Origin of the sequence: Streptococcus sp. cx1, assembly GCF_052384325.1 — a bacterium.
Classification (GTDB): domain Bacteria; phylum Bacillota; class Bacilli; order Lactobacillales; family Streptococcaceae; genus Streptococcus; species Streptococcus salivarius_G.
The window spans coordinates 222793-241802 of record NZ_JBQSUN010000003.1 but is presented as its reverse complement, the minus strand read 5'-3'; the positions used below and the strand labels follow the sequence as shown (position 1 = coordinate 241802).

The 19010-nt window shown below is 38.3% G+C and carries 11 protein-coding genes and 1 pseudogene; all 12 read left to right on the top strand.

What is annotated here, in order from left to right; all coding sequences use genetic code 11:
• Positions 1-440: 440 nt before the first annotated feature.
• On the top strand, positions 441-4793 hold the full coding sequence (locus ACT170_RS06120; protein ID WP_064520757.1) for a glycoside hydrolase family 70 protein: 4353 nt from the start codon (positions 441-443) through the stop codon (positions 4791-4793).
• A 778-nt stretch (positions 4794-5571) separates the two neighbouring features.
• Positions 5572-9555 carry a mucin-binding protein gene (locus ACT170_RS06115; RefSeq protein WP_444818119.1) on the top strand — a complete coding sequence of 1328 codons (3984 nt, stop codon included), beginning with the start codon at positions 5572-5574 and terminating at the stop codon, positions 9553-9555.
• A 367-nt stretch (positions 9556-9922) separates the two neighbouring features.
• A pseudogene (locus tag ACT170_RS06110) lies at positions 9923-10639 on the top strand (ABC transporter ATP-binding protein).
• Positions 10633-11442, top strand: coding sequence for a hypothetical protein (locus ACT170_RS06105; protein ID WP_073687980.1), 810 nt, complete (start codon positions 10633-10635; stop codon positions 11440-11442). Before ACT170_RS06110 ends, ACT170_RS06105 begins: the two are co-directional and overlap by 7 nt.
• Positions 11423-12094, top strand: a complete 672-nt coding sequence (locus ACT170_RS06100; RefSeq protein WP_002891342.1) for a hypothetical protein — start codon at positions 11423-11425, stop codon at positions 12092-12094. Before ACT170_RS06105 ends, ACT170_RS06100 begins: the two co-directional genes overlap by 20 nt.
• A gap of 224 nt (positions 12095-12318) precedes the next feature.
• Positions 12319-12993: a response regulator transcription factor gene (locus ACT170_RS06095; RefSeq protein ID WP_145517557.1), complete on the top strand. Its 675-nt coding sequence runs from the start codon at positions 12319-12321 to the stop codon at positions 12991-12993.
• The gene (locus ACT170_RS06090) at positions 12978-14048 is read left to right on the top strand and encodes a sensor histidine kinase (RefSeq protein WP_073689457.1); all 1071 of its coding nucleotides are present in this window, start codon (positions 12978-12980) and stop codon (positions 14046-14048) included. Before ACT170_RS06095 ends, ACT170_RS06090 begins: the two co-directional genes overlap by 16 nt.
• A 102-nt stretch (positions 14049-14150) precedes the next feature.
• Positions 14151-14714: a sugar O-acetyltransferase gene (locus ACT170_RS06085; RefSeq protein ID WP_049546091.1), complete on the top strand. Its 564-nt coding sequence runs from the start codon at positions 14151-14153 to the stop codon at positions 14712-14714.
• A 150-nt stretch (positions 14715-14864) separates the two neighbouring features.
• A complete protein-coding gene (locus tag ACT170_RS06080) occupies positions 14865-15275 on the top strand; it encodes a MarR family winged helix-turn-helix transcriptional regulator (protein ID WP_444818118.1) in 411 nt (136 codons plus the stop codon).
• 25 nt (positions 15276-15300) lie between these two features.
• Complete coding sequence (locus tag ACT170_RS06075; RefSeq protein WP_164376664.1) at positions 15301-16686, top strand: MFS transporter; 1386 nt, start codon at positions 15301-15303, stop codon at positions 16684-16686.
• A gap of 166 nt (positions 16687-16852) precedes the next feature.
• Positions 16853-17611: a CPBP family intramembrane glutamic endopeptidase gene (locus ACT170_RS06070; protein ID WP_444818117.1), complete on the top strand. Its 759-nt coding sequence runs from the start codon at positions 16853-16855 to the stop codon at positions 17609-17611.
• 181 nt (positions 17612-17792) lie between these two features.
• Positions 17793-18806 carry a hypothetical protein gene (locus ACT170_RS06065; protein WP_444818116.1) on the top strand — a complete coding sequence of 338 codons (1014 nt, stop codon included), beginning with the start codon at positions 17793-17795 and terminating at the stop codon, positions 18804-18806.
• Positions 18807-19010: the final 204 nt, after the last annotated feature.

Here is a 19010-nt window from a genome sequence, read left to right as displayed (position 1 = left end):
TAGAGTAACCAAACTTGACCCTCTGACACCTCAGTAAGTAATGAATAGCTTAGATAGTTAGAATTTAGTTTTTGTATGAGAAGATAGTCTAAAAAAAATACTATCCTAACAGACCTAATGGTTTGGTAAGGATAGTATTTTTGGTCGCTTTGAGAGAAGTGCTTTAAGGATTTTGTGAATTTTCATTAGATTTCCTTGTAATCCCATTAAAAGGAGGTCTTATCAATAATCATTCTAAATAGCCATAGAGTGTCAGTTATCTGTTTCTCAACGAACTAAAATGAGCATGTTTATAATTATAAACACTCATTTAAAACTAATGTTATTAAAGCAATAAAAGGACTTTTCTAAAAATTATGAAAATTTATCGAATCTTATTGAAAAAAAGCTTTCAATGATTTAGAATGAAGCTATAAATGGGAAAAAGGAGTCTTTTTATTATGGACAAAAAAGTACATTATAAAATGCACAAAGTTAAGAAACAATGGGTAACCATCGCAGTTACAGGGATGTCGCTCGGTGCAGTCTCAGCGGTTTCTTTAGGAACTAACGACGGTGTCGTTCAGGCCGACGAACACACGGATGCTACTGTAGCCATCCCCGATATTACTGTTGATACGGGTACTGTATCTAACGATACAACGGCTGCTCAGGATCCAACTACAGCAGTTGCAGCGACAAACGATGTCGCAACTGATCAAGCCGCTCCAACAGCAACTTTCGATTTGACAACTGATACAACAAATACAGTTGCAGCGAATGCTGTTGATACGGCAGCGACAGTCGGTACTGATCGTGCGGCAACTACAACAGATACAACAGCAACCAATGATACAGCTGTTGATACGACAAATAACAACACTACAACTGACACAACAACAGTTACTGATCGCGCAGCGACACGTGAACGTCGTGCGACTGGTGCTCGACGTGGTCCTACAGGAGGCCGTCGTGCTACCCCAGTTAACGGCAATACAAATAATACCAACAATACTGTCACAGTAGTAAACAACGACCTTCCAGCAACTAACAATGTCGTAACTGATGGTCCAAGTCACATCAAAACAATTGATGGAAAACAATACTACGTTGAAGATGACGGCACTATTCGTAAGAACTATGTCCTTGAACGTAACGGCGGTAGCCAATACTTCAACGCTGAAACTGGTGAATTGTCTAACCAAAAAGAATACCGCTTCGACAAGAACGGTGGAACAGGTTCATCAGCTGATAGCACAAACACAAACGTTACTGTAAATGGTGACAAGAATGCCTTTTATGGTACAACTGATAAAGATATCGAACTTGTTGATGGTTACTTCACTGCCAACACATGGTACCGTCCAAAAGAAATCTTGAAAGATGGTAAAGAGTGGACTGCTTCAACTGAAAATGACAAACGTCCATTGCTTACAGTTTGGTGGCCAAGCAAGGCTATCCAAGCGAGCTACCTCAACTACATGAAGGAGCAAGGTCTCGGTACCAATCAGACCTATACGTCATTCAGCTCACAAACTCAGATGGACCAAGCAGCGCTTGAAGTTCAAAAGCGTATTGAAGAACGTATTGCGCGTGAAGGTAACACTGACTGGTTGCGTACAACTATCAAAAATTTCGTGAAGACCCAACCAGGTTGGAATTCAACTTCTGAAAATCTTGATAATAGTGACCACTTGCAAGGTGGTGCCCTTCTCTATAACAACGATAGTCGTACAAGTCATGCTAATTCTGATTATCGTCTCTTGAACCGCACACCAACTAGCCAAACAGGTAAACACAATCCTAAGTATACTAAGGATACAAGTAACGGTGGTTTCGAGTTCTTGTTGGCTAATGATATCGACAACTCAAACCCAGCGGTTCAAGCTGAGCAGTTGAACTGGCTCCACTACATCATGAACATCGGTACTATTACTGGTGGTTCTGAAGATGAAAACTTCGATGGTGTTCGTGTCGATGCCGTGGATAATGTCAATGCTGACCTTCTTCAAATTGCTTCAGATTACTTCAAAGCTAAGTATGGTTCTGACCAAAGCCAAGATCAAGCCATTAAACACATGTCTATCTTGGAAGCGTGGTCTCACAATGACCCATACTACAATGAAGACACTAAAGGTGCCCAATTGCCAATGGATGACCCTATGCACTTAGCATTGGTATATTCACTCTTGCGTCCAATTGGTAACCGCTCAGGAGTTGAACCACTTATTTCAAATAGTATCAATGACCGTTCTGAAAGTGGTAAAAACTCTAAACGCATGGCTAACTACGCCTTTGTTCGTGCTCACGATTCAGAGGTACAATCAATCATTGGTCAAATCATCAAAAATGAAATCAACCCTCAATCAACAGGGAATACCTTCACGCTTGATGAAATGAAGAAAGCCTTTGAAATCTACAACAGAGACATGCGTAGTGCTAACAAGCAATACACACAATATAATATTCCATCAGCATACGCCTTGATGCTTACGCATAAGGACACTGTGCCACGTGTTTACTATGGTGACATGTACACAGATGATGGTCAATATATGGCCCAAAAATCACCATATTATGATGCTATTGAAACCCTCTTGAAAGGCCGTATCCGCTATGCAGCCGGTGGTCAAGATATGAAGGTTAACTACATCGGTTATGGTAATACTAATGGTTGGGATGCTGCAGGTGTCTTGACATCTGTACGTTATGGTACAGGGGCTAATAGTGCTTCTGATACTGGTACAGCAGAAACACGTAACCAAGGTATGGCAGTTATCGTTTCAAACCAACCTGCCCTTCGTTTGACAAGCAACTTGACAATTAACATGGGTGCGGCTCACCGTAACCAAGCTTATCGTCCATTGCTTTTGACAACAAACGATGGTGTGGCTACTTACTTGAATGATAGCGATGCTAACGGCATTGTCAAATACACTGATGGTAACGGTAATTTGACATTTAATGCAAACGAAATCCGTGGTATCCGTAACCCTCAAGTTGATGGTTACCTTGCAGTTTGGGTACCAGTAGGTGCTTCTGAAAGTCAAGACGTGCGTGTAGCACCAAGTAAAGAAAAGAACAGCAGTGGTTTGGTTTATGAATCAAATGCTGCCCTTGATTCACAAGTTATCTACGAAGGTTTCTCTAACTTCCAAGACTTCGTCCAAGATTCATCACAATACACTAATAAGAAGATTGCTGAAAATGCAAACCTCTTCAAATCATGGGGTATCACATCATTTGAATTTGCACCACAGTACGTTTCAAGTGATGATGGTAGCTTCCTTGACTCAGTCATCCAAAATGGTTATGCTTTTACAGACCGTTATGATATTGCTATGAGTAAGGACAATAAGTACGGTTCATTGGCTGACTTGAAAGCAGCTCTTAAATCACTCCACGCTGTAGGTATCTCAGCGATTGCTGACTGGGTTCCAGACCAAATCTATAACCTTCCAGGTGATGAAGTGGTTACAGCAACTCGTGTTAATAACTATGGTGAAACTAAAGATGGAGCAATCATCAATCATAGCCTCTACGCTGCTAAGACACGTACTTTTGGTAACGACTACCAAGGTAAATATGGTGGTGCCTTCCTTGATGAATTGAAACGTCTTTACCCACAAATCTTTGATCGTGTTCAAATCTCTACTGGTAAACGTATGACTACTGACGAGAAGATCACACAGTGGTCTGCGAAGTACATGAATGGTACTAACATTCTTGACCGTGGTTCAGAGTACGTGCTTAAGAATGGTCTAAGTGGTTACTACGGTACAAATGGTGGTAAAGTTAGCCTTCCAAAAGTAGTCGGAAGCAACCAATCTACTAACAACGACAACCAAAACGGTGATGGTAGTGGTAAGTTTGAGAAGAGCTGGGGCAGTGTTTACTATCGTTATAACGATGGCAAACGTGCTAAGAATGCCTTTATCAAAGATAACGACGGAAATGTTTACTACTTTGATAACTCAGGTCGCATGGCAATCGGTGAAAAGACTATCGATGGTAAACAATACTTCTTCCTCGCTAATGGGGTGCAATTGCGTGATGGTTACCGTCAAAACCGTAGAGGTCAAGTATTCTACTACGACCAAAACGGTGTCTTGAATGCAAACGGTAAACAAGATCCAAAACCAGATAACAACAATAACAATACATCAGGCCGCAACCAATTCGTACAAATTGGTAATAACGTTTGGGCATACTACGATGGTAATGGTAAACGTGTGACAGGTCACCAAAACATCAATGGTCAAGAACTCTTCTTCGATAACAATGGTGTCCAAGTTAAAGGGCGTACTGTTAATGAGAATGGTACTATCCGTTACTATGATGCTAACTCAGGTGAATTGGCTCGCAACCGATTCGCAGAAATCGAACCAGGTGTTTGGGCTTACTTCAATAATGATGGTGCAGCCGTAAAAGGTTCACAAAATATCAATGGTCAAAACCTCTACTTTGATCAAAATGGTCGTCAAGTGAAAGGTGCTTTGGCTAATGTTGATGGCAACCTTCGTTACTATGATGTAAATTCAGGTGAGCTTTACCGTAATCAATTCCATGAAATCGATGGTAGCTGGTATTACTTCGATGGTAATGGTAATGCTGTCAAAGGCATGGTTACTATCAATGGTCAAAACCTCCTCTTTGATAACAATGGTAAGCAAATCAAAGGTCATTTGGTTCGTGTGAACGGCGTTGTTCGTTACTATGATCCAAATTCAGGTGAGATGGCTGTTAACCGTTGGGTTGAAGTGAGTCCAGGATGGTGGGTTTACTTTGACGCTCAAGGCCGAGGACAAATCTAATCGTTTCCAAACTGTATGAACCGAGACAGTAGTCTCGGTTTTTATGGCATGTTCGGATTTCGTTAAGGATTTAATGATGGCTGAACAAGTGATTTTAAAACCATCTTGAGTTAGTCATGATAGTCTGATAGTAATCATTACATCTGTAGTTCCATGAAAAAGTAATCATGCTAAAAAAGCTATTAGTTATTTATAACTTAATACGAGAAACTTGAGAAACTGGGGAATTTCATTAAATGGTTCCAATCTATTGACGAAGCGTAAAAGTCAATCTATACTAAAAGTAATGCTAGTTATTCATTGGCATTCCATAGTCGAGGACTAGGCACAGACCTTCTCTGTGCCATTCTCTTAGGTTGTTCCCTTACAACTGAGGTAAGGTTCTAGTCTTTCAAAGATGAGAAGTAGTTGTGATAGTTTATAGTCTATTTCTTATGAGAGTGTCTTTAGGGAGAGAAAGCTCCATTAAAGACTCATCATTTAAGTTATCGGGGTAATCTCATTTTGATGTCACTTTCATAAACTACTTGATAGATATTGCACATTAAAGCACTATTTTTTCACTTAGGGGTTAAAATGATTAAAGTTCTTACACCTTACTTGTAAAAATTCGATTCTCGTATTATAGTATATATAAGAGATATCAAAAATTTTAATCTTTGATAAGAACTTGTTAGCTTCTCCGAGGGAAAATGAAATCTTAATAGAAAAGATTTCCATGAGAACTTAGCAAGTATAGGATTTTATTTCTCATAAAAAGAAGAAAGGGGGAGTATTTTTGAGAGCCTATAGGGAAGATGCGACTGAAGCAGCAGCAAGAACTGCCGAAGAGCATATTGCACATAAATCAGCGGACTCTGATTTAGTTGATACTATAGATCTTTCTAAATTATTGACTAACCCAAAAAGTCGCTCTGACCACAGTGCCCCCTCTCCATTAGATTTTGCTAGAGCTGACGAAGCCCTCTTTGATAATCATGCCCAATCGGAAACCGTGAGGATTCCATCAAAGCAAGAGATTATTTTTCAAGGAGCGGATTCTAAAACTCCAGACCCTGAAGTCATGGAAAATCATGTTTTTACGGGGACTAGAGATAGGAAGACTGGCTTAATCGAATGGGACAAGGACAGTTATACCTATCCTAAGATATCGGTACCAGTTGTCCAGGGCTATTTCGCTGACCAAAAAGAAGCGGGTTTTAACGTTGTCACACCCTATGTGCCAACGGTAACGGAACATGTGACCTATAGGAAATTGGGACGCATTATCCCTGTGACAGAAGATGGGGAATATATTCCAGGTGCTTTGACTAAGCAGTATAACAATAACAAAAAAGATCCACGAAAGGCGGGTGAGACAGCAACACCAGCTGTTCAAGATTATATGACAGATATTAAAAGTGTAGTACCGAACAAACCAGGAGGGGATACTCCGGTTGTGTATCGTAAAATTTTCAAGAAAGCCAGCATCACTTATATTGATGAAACTACCGGTGCTTACTTGGTTAGTGACCAGTTGACCGGGGAATTGGGTGAAGCGATTGAATACGGAACAGCAACACGTATCAAGACTTTCAAGGACATGGGATATGACTTGATTCAGGACGAATTCCCTAAAGATGCCATTTTTGATGACAAGGATATTGATGATCAAGAGTGGTTTGTCCTCTTGCAACACGATGTTGCCAAGGTAGGGCCTGACCATGAACAAGTCCCAGATACTCCAATCAATCCTAATAATCCAGATGGACCTAAGTGGCCATCTAAGTATGCTTACGAGAAAGAAGTAAGCTTCACAGTCTTTTACAAGAGTACAGACGGCAATGCGGATTTACCAGATGCCGATGTGCAAAAGGCTTATTGGGTCCGTACCCTTACCTTTGACAAGGTCACAGGTGAGCTTGTTGACGAGACAGAATGGTCACCAAACAAGACCAAGTATTATGACATCTATGCACCAGTTGTTTTAGGCTATTTTGCTGATAGAGTAGAAGTAAAAGGTAGAGAGGTTACTGAAGATAACATCGAAGAAACCATTACCTACGTTCCACTTGGTAAGATTATTCCTATTGATGCGAATGGACGCTTGATTCCAAACGTGCCTACGCCAACCTTCAACAACGATGCCAATAACCCAACTAAGGTTAGTGAGACACTTGTTCCTCACATTCCTGGTTACCGTCCAATGCAACAAAGTGTCATGCCTGAGAGCTTGACAGACGATATTCTTGTTGAGTACGCTCCAATCCTTGAAGATGTAACGCAACCAACCTTGCAAACTGTCTTCTTCAAAGGAGCTGGCGAAGCAACACCGTCTGTTAATATCCAGTCTGACTTTACTTTCACTGGTAAGTACAATCAAGCAGAAGATACTTACACTTGGGATCAAGACAGCTATACCTTTGCTAAGGTTAATGTCCCAGTTATCGAAGGTTACTATGCGGACAAGGCTGTGGCTGGTATGCAGATTGTTACACCTGATAAACCAGAAGCCACAGACAGTGTTGTCTATAAAGAACTCGGTAGGATTATCCCTGTTGATACCTTTGGTAATCCAATCGCGGATGCAGAACCAGTTCATTATGCTAATGATCCTCAAGATGCTACGCAAGTTATTGAAACACCAGCACCACAAGTTGCTGGCTACCAAGCTGAAAGTGAATTGGTATTGCCAATTGACCTCAGCATGGACCAAACCTTGGTTTACGAGCCAATCTTGGATGATATTACGCAAGATACGAAACAAACGGTTACCTTCCAAGGTGCAGGCTACAAAGATCCAGTTATCAACATTCAAGATAGCTTCAGCTTCCACGGTAAATTTAACCAAGTGGAACAAACAAGCACTTGGGATCAAGACAGCTTCACTTACGATGTTGTAGAAGTTCCAGTTGTAGATGGCTTCTATGCGGATAAACGTCAAGCTGGTGGTCTTGAAGTTCGCCCAGACCTTCCAGAAGTGGAAGATACAGTAACTTACACAGAGCTTGGTAAGATTATTCCAGTAGATGAGTATGGTACACCAATCGAAAATGCACCTACTCCAAGCTACAACAACGATCCTGAAGATCCAACCATGGCTATGGAAACAGTCGTTCCAGATGTTCTTGGTTACATTTCTGAAAAGGCCTTTATTACTCCAGAACACCCAGGTCAAGATACCAACGTGGTTTATGCTAAGGATGAGCAAAAAGCTATTATCCTTTACATGAATGAGCTTGATAAGTCAGAATTGACTCGTGATGTTGTCGTCGGAAGCTCAGGTGAGAAGATTGACTACTCTACTGATAAACAAATCGCAAACTTGCTCAAACAAGGTTATGAACTTGTCAACGATGGTTATGCAGAAGCCTTTGACCACACTTACAATGGTGACTCTGACTTTGACCAAGTCTTCGAAGTGGTTCTTCGTGAACGTTTGGTTCTTATCGACCCAGATATGCCAGCACCAGTTGCAGGTGAAGTCGTAGATCCAAATGATGTGAATAGCCCAGTTTGGCCAAATAGCGTAGAGATGCTTGAAAACCGTGCCGATGTGACACGTACCATCCAGTATGTCTTCGAAGAAGGTGGCTTGGCTAGCGACGACTACGTTGAAGTTCTTGATTTCAAACGTTTGGCTAATGTTAACCTTGTGACAGGTGCTATCAATTATGAAGCATGGTCAAGTACTCAAGCTGGCTTCTCAGCAGTTCCTTCACCAGAGGTTGTCGGATTTACACCAGACCGTATGGAAGTCGCTGAAATGACAGAGGTTTCTGTGGAAACTCCTGAAATCATGGAAGTGGTTACTTACCTCAAGGATGCTCAGAAAGCTACAGTCACTTATGTTGACGGTACAACTCGTAAGAAACTTGAAGTGGTTGACTTGCTTGGTAAATCAGGCGAAGTTATCGATTACTCAACAATCGAGCGCATCAAGTACTACAGTGATCGTGGTTATACCCTCCTTGCGGATGGTTTCACAAACGGTGTTATCTTTGATGGTGATTCACATGTTGACCAAAACTTCATGGTTACCCTTCGTCATGGTACTGTTCAAGTAGGTCCAGATAACATCCAAGAAGCTGGTACACCAATCAACCCAGCAAATCCTGATGGTGCTAAATGGCCAGAACGTGAAAGCTATATTAAAGATGTAACCTTCACAGTTCTCTACACATCTAGCGATGGACAAGCAGAACTTCCTGCCAATAACATCCAAACTGCTCAATGGACACGTAGCTTGACTATTGATAAGGTTACAGGTGAAGAGCTTGGTTCAAGCTACTGGACTTCAAATAAAGGTCAGTTTGAAACAGTCATCACTCCTGAAGTAGAAGGCTACAGCGCTGATAAGGACAAGGTTGAAGGTAAGACAGTAGGTCAACGTAACCTTGAAGAAACCGTTGTTTATATCCCATTAACAGGTGATATCAACGGTAAACCTAAGGAAGACAAGGCAGACGATATCGTTGTTGAAGAGATTGAAGACCTAGAAGTTCTCGACCAAGTCGAAGAGCAAGTGGAATCTCATGAGGGACCAGTCACTTATGGACCAGGTGATGACTTTGAAGCACCTGTTTCAGGTCAAGCTGAGGGTAAAGGCTCTAAACACAAGATGCCAATTAATCTCTCAAATGAGGAAGAAGCAAGTAAAGGTAAGATTGAAGAAACCATCAATATCGCAGGCTTCACCGTATCGGTAACAGGCCTAGGACTTGGTCGCAACGGACGTAAGAAGAAAAATAAAAAAGATCACAAAGATCAAAAAGACAAATAATATAAAGACCTGAATGACTCAGGCATGCCCAGACAGAAAGAAAATCTCAAGTTGCTTATGGCACTTGGGATTTTTTTGTGGATTGTTTCTTATCTAAAATAAGATGTTTAAAGACTATCTCAGAATATTTTTTTATTAAAAATATGTAAAACTATTAACTCTGATTTTTTTCCGAAAAGAAATTGATAAACTACAATTATAGTGAAAGGTACCTTCGCTATAACAAGACATTCTCCAAATTGGGTTTCAGATTTTAAAACTTCCCCTTTTATTGCATATGCATGGGTGGAACTTGATGGTAAACCTATTGGTGAGAGCATTAGTTTGTCAAAATTTCAAAAGGTTCTATTCGTCAAAGGAAAACAAAATGATTAATATTACTAATTTAAATAAAACATATGATGACAAAGTTGTATTATCAAATATAACTTTTCATGCTAATAAAGGTGAGATTACTGGTTTGATAGGACCTAATGGTTCTGGAAAATCAACCCTAATAAAAATACTATTAGGATTGTAGTCAGCTGATAGTGGAAAGGCAACTATTTTGGGAACAACATATAGTGAGTTAGGAGCTGAGCCAATCTCTATAGTAGGAACTTTTTTAGATAGTTATCAACCTTATCCAAGTAGAACTGGTTATGAGCAATTAAGATGGATTGCACTTTCTTGTGGACTCAGTAAGCAACGTTGTATTGAATGTTTAGAAATTGTTGGATTAAAAGATGTTGGTAAGAAAAAAATCAAAGATTATTCTTTAGGAATGAAGCAGAGATTAGGTTTAGCAACAGCAATACTTGCAGACCCAGATATTTTGATTTTAGACGAACCTATTAATGGTTTAGACCCAGAGGGAATCCGTTGGTTAAGAGAGTTTCTCAAAGACTTTGTGAAACAAGAAAAAACAGTATTATTAACTAGCCATTATATGAGCGAACTTGAATTAACCGTAGATAGAGTTGTAGGTATTTCAAATGGTCACGTTGTTCTAAATGATAAACGTGAGCAAGTATTGAAGCAATATGATAGTTTTGAAAACGCCTATTTTAGCTCTATACACGAAAGGAGTAGTGTAAAATGTTAAGTCAAGTTATAAAGGGGTATTTATATAAATATAGCCATCTAACTTTATTTAAAATGGGATTATTTATCTTAGTTGTAGTTAGTTTGTTTTTTACCTATCAAAATATTCAAGTCATTAATGCACTACACACCGGTGCTGCAAACTCAGTAAATATTGATCCAAATATAATTGAAACTCCCTATAGAACGGTGAGAGATGCTATATTATCATCTCCGTATCAAGCAACCGTATTATTTTTGCCTATATTGTCAGCATTAATTCTAGCAACTGATTATCAATTTGGTGAGGATGAGTTTTCATCACTAATTTGTGCTAACTGGAAAATAAGATTGTTTTCACAGATATTTAGTATAATTGCTATTTCAATAACGACGACTTTTACGTTGTTTTTATTAAATGCATTACTTCTAAAATTCATGTTAGTTAGTAAGTTACAAAGTATTCTGTCTATAGGCTTAATGCTTGATGTTTTTATTAGAATAGTAGCTTTTACAATTACACTAAATTTACTCTCTCTATTACTTGTAAAAATAACAAAAAGATCAATTCCTTCTTTGATTGTGATAGTTCTGTTGTTAGTTTTCTCTTTATCAGGCATACTTAGGGCAATTTCTCCTATTTTAGATAATTTATTACCTTTAATTGGAGCTAAGTCTTTTGCTTTTGGTAGGATCGAAGCCGGTCAGACAACTCAAGTATATGGAGCGATTCTTTTACTATTTGAAACTTTCCTTACGACGATTTGTTTATTTTATTTAGAAAAAATAAAATGGGGGAAGAAGAATGAAAAGCCAATTGCATAGCTTATTATATAAAAAATATAGTTTATTACCTATACAGGTTTATTTATTATTTCAGTTAGTATTTGTTATTATAATAAGTTTATTAAGATATCTAAAATTCGAAGTTAATGAAGATTCTATCACTTTTAACAGTTCTGTTTTATTAACTATAATATCTTTCTCTTTTTTAGGGAATGGAGTTTTAAATGCAAGTGTAGAATTGAGGACACAAAGTTATAAGCAAGTTTACCTGAACAACGGAAGTAGGGTGAAGGCAGCATTATACATATTATTAATAGATCTACTAGAATGTTTAACACAGTCAGTATTAGCAGGTTTAATAGTAATGATGTTTAGTCAGGGTATTCATAGTGAAGTAAATTTTTATTATTACTTGTTTGGTTCAGTTGTATACTTTTTAGCGGGTTACTCTTTTTCCTTTTTATGCGGTAATTCAATGATTGCACTTGCAATTTTGCTATTATTTCCTATACTCGTGTTGCCTTTTATAGATAGGGTTTTACCAATAGCTTCAAGTGTAATAATATATGATTTAGTTTTTCAGCTAATACATACAAACTATTCTATAATGCGTTTTATTGTATTTATAATTTGGCTTTTTGGATTATTCTTTACGAGTTATTGCCTTATTAGAAAGGAATTTTTAAAGTAACCCAAATAAAGATTGTTTTTTTAGATGAGACAACATCGAATTTAGATAGATTGACTGAAAAATAGATACAAGACTTTGGAGCACATATTCTGTTACTTAAAAATGAGCATTATTGAGATTTGGTAGAAACTCAATTTATTGAATTATCAATTATATGCTAATTTTGAAATGTATTTTCGATTTTTAATTATGTTACAATATATTCAAAACGTACGAGGGAAAAAATGGTAAAGTCAAAAATTCTAGTTATTGACGATGATTTAAAAATTTTAAGATTGATTAAGAATATTCTGGAGAAAAACTCCTATGTAGTTGAAACTAGAAATTCTGTCGAAGATATTAACCTATGTGACTTCATAGGATTTGATTTGATTTTACTGGATATAATGATGCCAGTGAGTGGTATTGATATTTGTAGTAGTATCAGAAGTCAGATTCAAACACCCATAATTTTTATAACTGCTAAAAACCTTGAAGAAGATATTGTTGAAGCTATTGGAATAGGTGCAGATGATTTTATTACCAAACCATTCGGTATGAAGGAGTTGGTTGCAAGAGTCAAAATGCATATTAGAAGAGATAAAAGGCTACTTTCTGTCGGAGATACTGAGACTAGTGGTTTACTTCAATTTGATAGGGTAGGAAAGGAATTAATAGTAGACGGTAATAGTATTTCTCTTTCGAGAAGGGAATTCGATTTATTATATTTGTTGTTTACCTATCAAACTAAAATCTTTAGTGTAGAGGAGCTTTATGAATATTTGTACCCTCAAAGTTCAGAAGTTCAGTACCGAAGTATTACAGAGTATATCTATCAGATTCGACAAAAATTGAAACCTTATGGTATTGATCCAATTAAAACTCTTTGGGGTGGGGGATATAAATGGCAAAATCAATAACATTAAAGCAGTTGATAAGAGCAACTTATTTGAAAATTATTTTTCAATTTTTGTTATGTATTTGTTTTTTTTACATTATTCCTACCCTATTTACAGCGGTTGAAGGAATTAATGCTAACAATGTGAATAGCTTTACTATGTTTTTTAGTGTTAGCTCGTGGATTTATCTTTGTGTCATTTTAGTTGTTATAATTGTAAGAAATGTACAAAAACTTCTATATGAAATTCAGAGAGAGATGAAGACAGTATATGAACAAAGCTTATATTCAGACAATAACAAATACTCTAAGCCACTAAGGTTATTTGAATTTATTGAGACAAAAGAACATATTATGAAGATGCAGGATAAAATTCAAAAGATGCTTGAAAAAGAGAAGAAACAAAAGCAAGAGCTAATGTTCAGAGTGTCTTCCGCAGCACATGATTTAAAGACACCTCTAACAATAATTTCAGGTAATGCTGAGTATCTTCAAACATTTGATTTGTCTCCTGAGTTAACTCAATGCTTATTAGATATCGAATCTTCAAGTCAACAACTAGATAATTATTTTAATCAATTTATTCAATATTCAAAAACATTTTATAAAGATAATATCAATAAAGAGCATATTACTTCGGAGCAGCTTGCGTCATGTTTGATTAGAGAATTAACTCCTCTGACAACTGGGACTTGTGTTTTAAATGTATTGAATGAAACCCCATCTGATACTACTATTCATATTGACTTAGTATTATTCTTAAGAGCAATTACTAATCTAGTGAATAATGCAATGTCCTATAGTCAATCAATGATGCCAAAGATAGTTATAAAATTATCTTCTGAGCAAAATAAGATTGTTTTATCGGTTTGGAACGATGGCTCAAGGTTCTCAGCTAATATGATTGATAATGTAGGATCGCTCTTTTACCAAGATAATCAGTCAGGAAACGACTCTCAAAATCACCATTTTGGAATAGGGTTATCTTTTGTAAAAAGAGTCGTAGAACTTCATGATTGGGAACTGAAACTTTCTAATGAAAATAATGGAGCTATGGTTACAATCTATATTGAGTAATATTTTTTAAGTTGAGATATTTATCTAGTTTATATCTGTTCTCTTGTGGTAACATCACTTCTATACTACAATATAGGAGTACAATCACAAAAGGAGACTGCCATGCCGACAGAATATGAAAAAATGATTGCGGGTGAGTTTTATAAGCCTAGCGACCCTGAGTTACGTGCCCTAGCAGCAAAATCGAGAGAAAACCAAATGGCCTTTAATGGGGAACCTGACCGTCTCAAGAGAGCTGAAGTTGTCAAATCTTGGTTTGGTTCGACTGGTGAAAATGTTGCCATGAATCCTCAGTTCGTTACGGATTACGGTGTTAATATCCATATCGGTGAAAATTTTTATTCTAACTGGAACTTGACTATGCTAGACGTCTGTCCTATCAGGATTGGTGACAATGCCATGATTGGCCCTAATTGTCAGTTTTTGACGCCCTTACATCCGCTTGATCCAACCGAGCGTAATTCAGGACTTGAATATGGGGCTCCAATTACTATCGGTGATAATTTCTGGGCTGGTGGAGGCGTGACCATCCTTCCTGGCGTTACCCTAGGGGATAATGTAGTAGCTGGGGCAGGAGCCGTCGTGACCAAGTCCTTTGGAGACAACGTGGTTCTAGGCGGGAATCCAGCGCGTGTTATTAAGGAAATTCCTGTAAAGAAAGACTAAATGAAGCAACTCAAGGATTTAAGTCCTTGAGTTTTTTGAAATCTATTGAAAGTTGAGTGGAAATCTCTTGAAAAGTTATTGACATTACCTCCTAAAACTCTTATACTAAATAACGTTAGTTAGCTAACAATGTAGTTAAGGAGTCATGTTTTGGACCATTTTGGACGCTTGTTGAAGCAAGCCAATAACAATATGATGCGCCACTTTGATCAGTTTGCTAGGCAGTATGATTTGACTGGAAATCAGATGGCCATTATCGATTTTATAACCCATCATGCTAATCATGAGGTATTTCAACGTGACATTGAGCATGAATTTGAGATTCAGCGTTCGACAACGACAGTTCTCTTACAGCGGATGGAGAAAAAAGGCCTTATCGAACGACATACCTCATCGAAAGACGCTAGGCAAAAAGCGGTTGTTTTAACGGATAAGGCAGTAAAAATCGCTTCTGCCTGTCAATCTTATCTTCGAAAAGAGGAAGAAGAGTTTGCCCAGCAATTTTCAGCTAAAGAGAGAGAAGTCTTTCTCAAAATCTTACAACACTACCGTAATATTTAAGTTTATCTAGGAGGAACAAATACTTATGTCAGACGAAAAAATCTCCACCAAGGTCCTGTGTGCCATCTTTGCGACAGGAATCCTTTCATTTTGTGGAGTAGCTGGTGAAACAGCTATGAACATCACCTTTCCCGTATTGATGAAGGCATTCTCAGTCAATACGTCAACCGTCCAGTGGGTTACAACCATTTATCTCCTAGTGGTCGCTTGTGTGGTTCCCTTATCTGCCTATCTCAAGCGCTCGTTTAAGATGAAAACCATCTTTCTGGTCGCAAACCTTTTGTCTATTTTAGGTGTCCTCATCGACTTTATAGCCCCTAGTTTCGGCTTTGTTGTTTTGGGACGATTGGTTCAAGGGATGGGTGTTGGTTTTGCTCTACCTCTCATGTTTAACATCATTTTGGAGCAGGTGCCAAGTCGTAAGATTGGTCTCATGATGGGAGTTGGGACACTGATTACAGCCGTTGCTCCAGCCATTGGACCGACTGTTGGTGGTCTTTTGACAGCACACTTTGGTTGGCGTTCTATCTTCCTCGTCCAGTTTCCTATTCTTCTGGCTTCACTGGTTGCAGGTTTTCGCTCGATTGAGCAAAAGAGTGAGGTACAACGTGAATCTTTAGATATCCTTAGTCTACTGGCTACCATCTTTCTTTTCTTGGGTTTGATTTTAGGCATTCATGGGGTTGCTGATCATGCTTTCTTTAGTTTCTCAGTTCTTGGTTGGCTTTTGATTGGTATCTTAGGTCTTGTCCTTTTGATTTGGCGTTCAACAACATTGGACAACCCTATTATCAACCTCTCTATTTTGAAAAATCGTAAACTGACAGGTCATATCATCGCTTTCTTCTCTTTCCAATTGGGATCCCTTGCGATGAGTTTTCTCTTGCCAAACTATGTGCAATTGGTTAACCACTCGAATACAACTTCTGCAGCCTTAATGTTGCTTCCAGGTGCTATTATCGGTGCAGGATTCGCCCCGTTCTCAGGTATCATTTTAGATAAGATGGGTGCTCGTAAACCGATTCTGATTGGAGCAATCCTTATCGTAATCGCTCAGTTGTTATTTAGCTTGTTTGGTCTCTCTCTTTCAAATACGTTGATCCTTGTCTTTTACATGATTTTCATGACGGGGCTTGGCGTTTCCTTTGGTAATGTCATGACCAATGGACAGAAACAACTGTCGCTAGATCAACGTGCTGATGCCAATGCCATCTTTAACACGCTCCAACAATTTGCAGGAGCAGTGGGAACAACGTTAGCCTCTCTAATTGTTGCTATGAGTCAAGCTAATCACAAGATTGACTTTGCACAAGCAACGGCTCAAGGTAGTCGAAATGGCTTTATAGTCTTATTTGCTCTAGCCATTTTCCAACTCCTTGTCTTAGTTAGCGTTGTCAAAAAGAACGATTAATAACATGTTTAAAGCAAAGGAAACATGCTTTCCCTTGCTTTTTCTTTCCTTAAATAAAATACTAATCTTACTGTAAATTTTAGTGTTACTTTAAGGTTTATGACTTATAATAACCATAAAGAATTAACCAGTCTTCAATGAAGATACTAGAAAGAAGGGAAGGACCATGTTTTTACTTAAGAAAATTCATCCTGAGCAGCCGCTCAAGGAACTGAGATGGTTTGATATCGCTATTGTTACGCTGATTATGTTTGGTCAGTTTATTGTTCGTTCGACACAGATGTATTTGGCCAGTTTGTCTCCAAGCCTTTCTACCGCAATCAGTGAGACATCAACGAATACAGCCAGTGAAGGAGCAGCTTACTCTAGCAATTTTACCTTGCAGATTATCCTCCTAGCCTTAGCGATTATTTATCTCTGGATACGCCATTTTGACTTTAAACAACTGCCAATCCGTCTAAAGTGGTCTGTTCTCTTTTGGGTACCTTTTATTTTCGCTATCATGGGCTTATTTGCTGATATGGTAAGTACTTTGTCAGGACAATATAATTATTTTAGTCCTCAAGTTCTAGCCTTTATTAGCCCTATGGCTGTGATTGATAAGTTTATGGCTTTGTCACCTATGGCGATTGCTTATGGGTTGCTCAACGGTTTCTACGAGGAATTTTTCTTCCTAGGACTCTTGACCTCGGTTAAGGACAAGTATAAGTGGTTGGTCTTGCTCTTTTCAACTATTGTTCGTGTATCCTTCCATACCTATCAGGGCATGCTATGGGCTCTGGTTATCGGTGTGGCCTTTGGTCTCCTCTATTATTTCCTTTATAAATACAAGGTTAAAAACTTGCTTCCATTTTTCCTCGTTCATGCCTTAGCAGATATGTTTGGCTCAAGCTTAATTTATCTCTTGGTAAACTGGAATTATTAGTCAAACAACTCCCTTCGTTTAAGTACGAGGGGAATTTTTGTGCTCAATTAACCCAAGAAAAACTCTAAACGACTAGCTGATTGTAATGATTATTGATTAGGGAATAATTTGATTTTTATTAAAAATATGAGATAATAGATTTGGACTAATTTTAAAACAGCAATTTTAGAGGGAGACAATGATGTCAAAACGACTATTTTCGGATGAGCCGAATGCCCCCAAACCCCTTAAGGAGCTTTTCTGGGAAAATGCAGAAAAAGCTCGAATGGGGGAATTTTGGAAAGACAAAAAGAGTTACAGAGAGCTCTCAGAAGCCACGGGGATTCCGGCAGGAAGCCTTCGGATGCTCTTTATGAACAAGCCTAAGGGAAATATCCCAAAGATTGTAACTATTACTAATGGTCTGGCCAAGGTGACTGGGAAAAATATTACACTTGGAAAGCTCTTAGCTCGAGACAATCAGTATGAAGTTTTTGAGTTTCCAAGAGATCCTGATCAAGTCACCCAAAACTTGTGGCACAACATTCGAAAGAAGCTGGAAATCACGGAAGATATGGATGAGGGGGAAGTCAGAGAACGCATGACAGCCTTTGTAGTCTCATCTGGTATGGCTCAAACCAACTATGACCTGATCAATCAAAGAGGAACGGTTTCGCTTGATACTTTGGAAAAATTTTCTAAAAGACTTAGAGTTGAGCCTTATGAATTGTTGGCTACCATTAGACGAAGGGAGATTATTGATAGGGACGATTTCCCTGTTCCTAAGGAAAATGTTAGCGACTACCACATCGATATTGGCAAGCTCAATACATTCATTAAATCACAACCTTACTCGCCCAACGGTCAAGAGGTAGCCTCTGCAAACTTAAGCCCACAGAATCTTTATCATTATTATTCAAAAGGAACTATCGGAGATATGCCCATAAAAACGGCCTATAAGTTTAAAAGACTTGTAGATATTTATGAAGCAGAATATGGTCCCCTTGAACCTTCAAGTCGAGTTTTAGATGTCAAGGAACTGGAAAGATTTCTTTATAATGGAATGATTACTGGTTATGCCATTGCTAAGACAGGGTTGATGAATGCGACCAATGGAAATCTCTATATTAAGGGCAAACGTCCTATCGAATCCATGCAACTGGATCGTGCCTTCGGTCTCTATAAACACCTAAAAAGACTGAAAAAGGAGCAATAAATTCTTTACCTAACAAAAAGCCAAAATCAGAATGCTGATTTTGGCTTTTTGTTTGTTTTTTTATCTGTATGACTAGTAAGAATAATTTTAGTCGATTTGTGGACTTATTTTACAATTGCTTCGCACGTCCATTTTCATCAAAGTGATAAGTCACACCATTGATGGTACGAGTTTGGTTGGTGAGGAGAAATATCTTGGCTACTC